The sequence below is a fragment of the Segatella copri genome (assembly GCF_003465495.1).
Classification (GTDB): Bacteria; Bacteroidota; Bacteroidia; order Bacteroidales; family Bacteroidaceae; genus Prevotella; species Prevotella copri_G.
The window spans coordinates 5,324-12,647 of record NZ_QSAV01000064.1 but is presented as its reverse complement, the minus strand read 5'-3'; the positions used below and the strand labels follow the sequence as shown (position 1 = coordinate 12,647).

General features: G+C 37.2%; 8 protein-coding genes and 1 pseudogene. 5 read left to right on the top strand and 4 right to left on the bottom strand.

Annotation, left to right across the window (positions count from 1 at the left end):
* Nucleotides 1-38: 38 nt before the first annotated feature.
* From DWV53_RS14095 to DWV53_RS14075, 5 genes and pseudogenes are all read left to right on the top strand, one after another.
* A pseudogene (locus tag DWV53_RS14095) lies at nt 39-203 on the top strand (tyrosine-type recombinase/integrase); the annotation flags it as partial.
* Nucleotides 204-366: 163 nt separating this feature from the next.
* Nucleotides 367-1,161, top strand: coding sequence for a hypothetical protein (locus DWV53_RS14090; protein ID WP_118155145.1), 795 nt, complete (start codon nt 367-369; stop codon nt 1,159-1,161).
* 98 nt (nt 1,162-1,259) lie between these two features.
* Nucleotides 1,260-1,628 carry a helix-turn-helix domain-containing protein gene (locus tag DWV53_RS14085; RefSeq protein ID WP_118155142.1) on the top strand — a complete coding sequence of 123 codons (369 nt, stop codon included), beginning with the start codon at nt 1,260-1,262 and terminating at the stop codon, nt 1,626-1,628.
* A gap of 11 nt (nt 1,629-1,639) precedes the next feature.
* Nucleotides 1,640-3,034, top strand: a complete 1,395-nt coding sequence (locus DWV53_RS14080; protein ID WP_118155139.1) for a YfjI family protein — start codon at nt 1,640-1,642, stop codon at nt 3,032-3,034.
* An 85-nt stretch (nt 3,035-3,119) separates the two neighbouring features.
* Complete coding sequence (locus DWV53_RS14075; protein ID WP_118155136.1) at nt 3,120-4,190, top strand: DUF6371 domain-containing protein; 1,071 nt, start codon at nt 3,120-3,122, stop codon at nt 4,188-4,190.
* A 296-nt stretch (nt 4,191-4,486) separates the two neighbouring features.
* On the opposite strand, the gene DWV53_RS14070 is transcribed toward DWV53_RS14075, so the two are convergent.
* The 4 genes from DWV53_RS14070 to DWV53_RS16000 form a co-directional block, all read right to left on the bottom strand.
* The gene (locus tag DWV53_RS14070) at nt 4,487-5,518 is read right to left on the bottom strand and encodes a hypothetical protein (RefSeq protein ID WP_147468810.1); all 1,032 of its coding nucleotides are present in this window, start codon (nt 5,516-5,518) and stop codon (nt 4,487-4,489) included.
* Nucleotides 5,519-5,622: 104 nt separating this feature from the next.
* Entirely contained in the window at nt 5,623-6,264 is a 642-nt protein-coding gene (locus DWV53_RS14065; protein WP_118155130.1) for a hypothetical protein, read from the bottom strand.
* Between the two features lie 251 nt (nt 6,265-6,515).
* Nucleotides 6,516-7,103, bottom strand: coding sequence for a hypothetical protein (locus DWV53_RS14060; protein ID WP_118155127.1), 588 nt, complete (start codon nt 7,101-7,103; stop codon nt 6,516-6,518).
* Between the two features lie 40 nt (nt 7,104-7,143).
* A partial coding sequence (locus DWV53_RS16000; protein WP_220432017.1) for a hypothetical protein occupies nt 7,144-7,324 on the bottom strand: 181 nt, incomplete at its 5' end.

Sequence of the window (7,324 nt, the reverse complement as noted above, 5' to 3'; positions counted from 1 at the left end):
TCTCATCTTCACTTTCCGTTGCTTTTGCTTAAATTGTGCACTGTTTCCGGCACTCGTATGCAACAATCCAAATCGCCTTAGGCACAGATATTTACACGGTTTCGAAAATGCTTACCCATAAGAATGTAAGCACAACACAGATATATGCCGACCTCGTGAACGCAAAGAAAAGAGAGACAGCAAATAAGATTTCTCTTAAATAAATCCATTGCATTCATTTCATGGTGCCCGATATTGAAAAAATGTTCAATATCGGGCTTTTTAGTTAAAGGCTCCTAAAAGTTTTACGTGAGTCACGCGTGACTCACGTGTCAGTTTCTACAGTTTTTCCTATTTTTGCGCCACAAATGATTAATAATACGCAATATGAAACAGTTTAAAAAAGAATTTTTGACACAGCATTTATTGGTTTTGTGTGCAATGTCTATCATTGGTGCACTTGTTCGCAACGAAGCTATGCAATATGGTGTAGACACCTTTAGCTGCAACTTGACGTTCGTTATCTCAACTACCATACTGATGGTTGTTTATCTCCACGCCTTAGATAGTATAGTACGATTGCTTGCCCCATGGTTTAAGCATATCTTTTGTAATACAGTAAACAATACAGAAAGAAAGCGTCTGTCTTCTATTGCCATCAATGAAACAAATACATATGACGAGGGAGAAGAGCTAAATCTGGAAGATGTAACTTTCGTCTATGCAGATGAAGCCTCTTCTTGTATTACAAGCTATGAACAGTTGAGACAGGAAGCATTGGAAGACAAAGCCAAAAAGGAAAAGGTCTTGTTAAACTCAGCTATCGATTATACCAGAAGAACTTTTGCTGCCTATATGAGGGAGGAGCATTTGAACCAACTTTGTGACAACATCGCTATTTTCCAGTGTTGTGCCTCTACACACATGAGACATCATTCATTGATTGTTGACAAGGCTATTCGTACTATTGACTTAATGCATTATGCTTGGAATATAGGAAACCTTTTCAAGAAGAAAGGCATTGATACAGCAACCTTTATAAAACAAGTTTTTGCTGATGCGCTGGTTGATGTGGAAATATCCACTATTATAAGGAAGTTAAGAATGGAAGGTACCTGCATCATAGAATTACTACCAAGCTTAGATGTTCAAGGCGGAATCAAGACACATTATTGTTACTGATAAGCATTGAGCGGTTTTTCAGAGGTTATATCTCAGTGATATTTATCTCCATTACATAACTCATTTACTTTGTACCCGAATAATAAAAATGAACAGATATGATAAATGAAAGTATCACCTTTGATAAGTTACCACAAGCGGTATCTTATTTAACAGAACAAGTTATCGAGTTGAAGCAAATGGTATCAGCACTTCAACCTACATCATCAGCAAATAACCATATATTGGTTGAGATTGATGAGGCTGCTATTATTATTATGAAGTCGAAGCCAACCATTTATCGATTGGTTAACCAAGGCATTCTGCCATCCTATAAAAAAGGTAAGAAGCTATACTTCTATAAGGATGAGCTGCTTGCATGGATTGAGAATGGTCGAAAAGCTACCAAGGAGCAGAACCATTATGAAATGCTAAAAGCCATGCAAGGTGGAATGAAGCGCAAACCCAAGTCAATGTATAATTTTTAACTCTATGCCAAATGACAGCTTTAAATAACAATAAGGAAACTTCCATCAATCCAATGATTATCATGGATAAGGCTATTGATATGAGTACTCGCCTATCAGGAAGCCAGTTTCCCGTAAGCATCTTTCCTGCCAAGATTCAGAGAATCATCAAGGAGGTACACGAATGCCACAGTTTTCCTACCGACTATATATCAGCAGCCATACTCACTGCATTGGCTGTTGGTATCGGCAACACGCACTTGGCACAGATGAAACAAGGTTGGCTTGAAAGTCCTATCTTATACATGGCTCTTATCGGAAGACCAGGAGCCAACAAGAGCCACCCACTTAGCTTCGCTATGAAGCCATTCCTCGATTACGACTATGAGCAAAACAAGTTGTTCGAGGAGCAATACAGTAAGTTTGAGGAAAAGATGTGCATGTCTCGCAAGGAACGCATTGAAAATGGAGAGGATGGATTTCCGCAAGAACCTGTACGCAAACGTTTCTTGGTCTCTGATGTCACACCAGAAGGCTTGAGCTATATTCATGCGCAGAACAAGAGGGGTTTATGCCTATGGACAGACGAGTTGTCTGCATGGTTCAAGAACTTCAACCGCTATAACAATGGTTCAGAGGAACAGTTCTGGTTATCTGTCTTTAGCGCCAAGACAACCATATCAGACAGAAGAAGTTCCAAGAGTTCCATCTTCATTAAACGCCCCTATATCTCAGTAATCGGAACCATCCAAAAGAAGATACTTAGTGAGTTGGCGAAAGGCGAACGCTCCAGCAACGGCTTCATCGATCGCATTTTGTTCGTCATGCCTAACCTTCAGCAGAAAGCGAGATGGAGTGACCGAGAGTTGCCCGATAATATAGAGCGAGATTGGCAAAACATCATTCAACACCTTATTGATATGGAGTGTCCAATAAATGAGCAACAGGAAATCGAGCCTCATGTCTTATCATTCACTGAAGAAGCTAAGGCAAGGCTCTATGAATGGCAGCATCATTTCTCCGAGCAATGCGACAATGAAACAAATGATACCATTGTCAGCATCTATTGCAAGTTGGAGATATACATCATCCGTTTCTGTCTGATTATTCAATTGGCACGATGGACGTGTGGAGAATGTGATAAGGAAGCCATCGACCTGCTGAGTGTAGAGCGAGCCATCCGATTGACAGAGTATTTCAAGAACTCTGCCATATCAGTACAAAATATCCTCAACGAGAATATGCTCACCGCTCAACAACAAGCAATCGTCAACCATCTTCCTGCAACATTCACTACTGCCCAAGCTCATGATGTCGCCAAAGAGAACGACATGAAGTCAAGGACATTGGAAAGATTTCTGAATGATAACATCGGAGTCCTATTTCGCAAAGAGAAGCATGGAGAATATTCAAAGATTACCCCGTGACGGTATTGTCGGTTTTGTCGCTTTTGACGGTTTTAATACCAAAAGCGACAAAACCGACAGAACCGCCACATAAAAAAGAAATGAAATGAGTACACATAGATTCATATTAGAGCCATACAAAGGCATCGCTACCCGACATACATGTCCGAAATGTCATAAGAAACGTAGCTTCGCCCGATATATTGACACAGAAGGGAAGATTGAGTTTCCTCCCTACGTGGGTCGTTGCAACCATGAGCAAAGTTGTGGTTATCACTTCACTCCCAAGGATTTTTTTGAGAAGAATCCTGAGAAGAATGAGACATTCACAAAGGATGATACAATTTCATATAAGAAGAGAGAAATGCCAAAGCCATTACCCACTTCTTATATAGACGAGAACATCATGCGAAGTTCTCAGAAATGTTATGAGGCAAACAACCTTTTCTTGTTTCTATCTTCTCAATTCGGTGAAGCAGCTACACTTTCTTTGATAGAGAAATATCATGTCGGAACTTCCAAACACTGGACTGGTGCCACGGTATTTTGGCAAGTTGACAATCAAGGCAAGGTGAGAACTGGTAAGGTTATGCTCTATAATCCTGAGACAGGTAAGCGAGTAAAAGAACCATACAGCCATGTTTCATGGGTACACTCGCTTATCCCCCACAAGGATTTCAATCTCTGTCAATGCTTCTTTGGTGAGCATCTTATCAATGTAGCCAAGACCAAACCTATAGCATTGGTTGAAAGTGAGAAGACAGCCTTGATAGCCTCCTACTATCTTCCTCAATTCTTATGGATAGCAAGTGGTGGTAAGAATGGTTGCTTTAACACGAAGTCGCTATCTGTTCTGAAAAACAGAGATGTGATTTTATTCCCTGATTTGGGAGCGACAACAGTTTGGCAAGATAAGCTGCCAATGATGCAAGTTCTCGGCATCCGTGCAACGCTTTTCGACTTTTTAGAGCATCAAGCCTGCGAAGAAGATAAAGCTAAAGGCTTGGACATTGCTGATTATTTGCTCAAAATCAAGCCTGCAGAAGCAAGACTTCAAGTCCTCATCAAACAGAATCCTGCCATTAGGAAGTTGATAGATGTCTTCAAACTCGAAATTGTTGACGAGCCTCAACCACGTTTCCGCACTCCTAAAAGGCAACGTGGTTTCAGACTCTGAGATGATTTGAAAAATCGAGGTATCTGACGATAGCAAGTTATGTTTTGAGTTACTCAAAACCTTTCGAGTTACTCTCGAAAGCACTTGCCTATCGGTAGATACCTCTCCAAAGTCGAGTATCTGAATCAACCTATCGGTAAGCAGAGAATTGCATATATGATGACTTACTGTCGTATAGATTCATTGATTTACTGTCGTATATATATGCATGTCATATGATAAAACGTTTTACATGGAATGAGTAGAAAAAGCCAATTTTCTCTTTCTACTATAAATATGTTATCGATTAATGATTCCTATTCTTGCGACAACTCCCAAGGCATACACCTACTATATGAAGATAAAGGCATTTGCTTGCCATCATACTCTTGTACGATTTGTTTGCGAAATGAAAGTCCAGAGTCATGTTCTTCCCACTTTATGCCCGTCACATAAGCCTTACCTTCTATCATTTTGATACCTATTGTATAATAAATCTTGTACCCATTACCATCACCATATGAAAGAATGAAGTCACTGCGTTCTACAAAATCCGTAGTTTTGTCTTCCCATGGTTTAACCAGCATTTCATATGGTAACCACCCTCCAGTAGGCTCTCCATTGCCTATCACATTATCATAAACCTCCTGTTTATTTTTATACTCAACAAGCAAGAGACGATCAGAGCAAATCGGAGGTATAGGAGCATCTTTCCAACTATCAAAATTAGGAGACAAAATTGCCACTCTAAAATCTTTAGCGAGCTTTAAGCTATCAACTACATCATAATTGGTTGAGATAGCAACTCCATGCCATTTATTAAATTCATCAATACATTGAGGACTATCCTTTATCCATAAAGTGTCATTACAAAATACCATGGGAAGTTTGCGTTTGCCAATGGCAGAGATTTTCATTTTTCCACCCTGTTTGGTAAGTGTATATGGTCTTTGAATATGTAGGGAATCTGTTTGCAGATGCACTATATAAACATTCTTGTCATATTTCATCTTTTCCACATACAAAGAACCAAATACACTATCATTAAGGGTATCTATATCGCACCCATATATATCAAAATTCATCCTATTAACGTCAGCAACAATATCATCACAGCAGAAGTTTTTGAGGAATGATACAAAATCGTCTTGCAAAGCTTGACAGTAGGCTTTGCCTTTAGAATCATCGACATTAACTCTTTGAACATAATAGTCATTACAGCCAACATAAAACTTCCTGAAAAATTCCGCTATGCTGTCATTCTCAGAGGTTTCTGTGCCTTGGACTTTTTGATTGCAACCACAAAGGGGCAAAATGACCACCAATAATAAAATTATCTTTTTTACCATATTTTCCACCAAATAATGATTATACACAAATAAATTTCGTGCCATTAAAAGGCACATAAAGTCAAAAACAGATATAGAATCTTTACTAATAGTCCTTACGACTGTCAATCCGCAGGGACAACTTCAGTTTTCAAATTCTTGACAATAGGTATGCCATAAAGACCTTTACACAAAGTTACATTCACGGTATCACCCTGGTCACATGTTTTATAAATATCAGAATCATCCAATCTAAAGTATTCTTTATTATCTAAAAATATTAAACTCACATTAAACTTTGAAAACCAATGTCTATAACCATTGTTTGTTATATGTCTCTTCCCCATAACATACGCTTCTCTATGATAGGATTCCGAATTAGCAAACCAATAGTTAGTTGATTGAACCAGCATAATCAGCAATCCAGTAATAAAAATACCGACACAGCACCCGAAAAATATAGCAAATGGAACTTCTTTTCCCTTAGCTCCAACAACGAACAACAATACAAAAATAGCTATGGCAGGTATGATTCCCCACACCCAAAATGGAAATTCAAGGATTGTATGTGCAGAGATGTAACTGTAATAAAGACCAATCCTCGTTACAATAAAGATAAAAGCAATATTTGCTACCCACCTCATAATCTTATTCTTTCTCATGTGTTTAACAAAGCACACAAGTTTCTTGAACCATTCTTTTTTTATGAACGGTTCAAGAAATTTTAGACATTCAATCTTGCTACTTTGTTTTGTTGATACTTTCATACGTCTTTATTTTATGTTTTATCTAAAGAACGATTGACATTTGATTTTATTGCATAGAATTGTTTTAATATGCTATTCATGAACTGTTTTATCCATCGAACATGAAACCTTAAGATTTCCTCAAACTATTTCAGTTTGACTATAACTATCATAAAATGAGGGTATGCAAATTAATATACCCTCATTTTTATTTTAACTTTTACAACTTAATCATCATAATAACTTAATGGTCTGTCAACGCAATTGCAACTTTACACACTACGCTTAACTATAAAATAATCAGTTACACTTTTGTCTATATCCCAGAAAGAAATGCCCATTTTTTTCAAATAATGCAAAAGGATTTCTTTGTTGAGACGTTCTCGAATTTTTCTGTTTTTGTAAAATTCGATTTCTTCAATGCTATTAATTGGTCCCTTTGCATAAAATTGCCATCTGTCTTCTTTGTAGTTCAGCACATCTCTAGTTATTCCTTGTTTTGAAGAATGATGAAACAGAAAAAAAGGAGAGGCATTATCATTGGAAAGGGCAAATTGGTAGAAACTACAATGCAATTTCAACCGAAGTACATTACACAATGTTATTCTTCCATCACCTGAATTTGAAATGAAGAATATCTTATTAGGATAATGTGAAACTTGCCAACAACAAAATACATCATCATGTTTTCCTCCATAAGAAGGGTCTATGAATTCTGATATAATAAAAGGAGTCTTGATAAAATTAGCTTTCCCTTTTTGGAAATCTTGAATAAACACTTCTCTGACAGCTTCTTTCATAGCTGTCAGAGAATCTATTTCAAAAAAGGAAAAATTTATAAAATTAAAATTATTTTCCATGTCCTACTTTATTATAAGTCGTGATATATTACTTGATTATTTATTCAAAAATTCTAAACAAACCATACATTATAGACCCAAAACCAACAAAATATCCTTTAAGATAATCAATATAGTTTATTGTAAAACTCGGTGGGTAATTACGCCTGTCTTTGTATGTGATATTTAGGAATGTAATACCAAAGGATATTGCACAAATACTATCATATCTTTTAAATAAG

What these genes read in the sequence shown, in the direction of transcription:
- DWV53_RS14090 (WP_118155145.1), top strand. Translation starts at nt 367, where the DNA reads ATGAAACAGTTTAAAAAAGAATTTTTGACACAGCATTTATTGGTTTTG.
- DWV53_RS14085 (WP_118155142.1), top strand. Translation starts at nt 1,260, where the DNA reads ATGATAAATGAAAGTATCACCTTTGATAAGTTACCACAAGCGGTATCT.
- DWV53_RS14080 (WP_118155139.1), top strand. Translation starts at nt 1,640, where the DNA reads ATGACAGCTTTAAATAACAATAAGGAAACTTCCATCAATCCAATGATT.
- DWV53_RS14075 (WP_118155136.1), top strand. Translation starts at nt 3,120, where the DNA reads ATGAGTACACATAGATTCATATTAGAGCCATACAAAGGCATCGCTACC.
- DWV53_RS14070 (WP_147468810.1), bottom strand. Translation starts at nt 5,518, where the DNA reads ATGGTAAAAAAGATAATTTTATTATTGGTGGTCATTTTGCCCCTTTGT.
- DWV53_RS14065 (WP_118155130.1), bottom strand. Translation starts at nt 6,264, where the DNA reads ATGAAAGTATCAACAAAACAAAGTAGCAAGATTGAATGTCTAAAATTT.
- DWV53_RS14060 (WP_118155127.1), bottom strand. Translation starts at nt 7,103, where the DNA reads ATGGAAAATAATTTTAATTTTATAAATTTTTCCTTTTTTGAAATAGAT.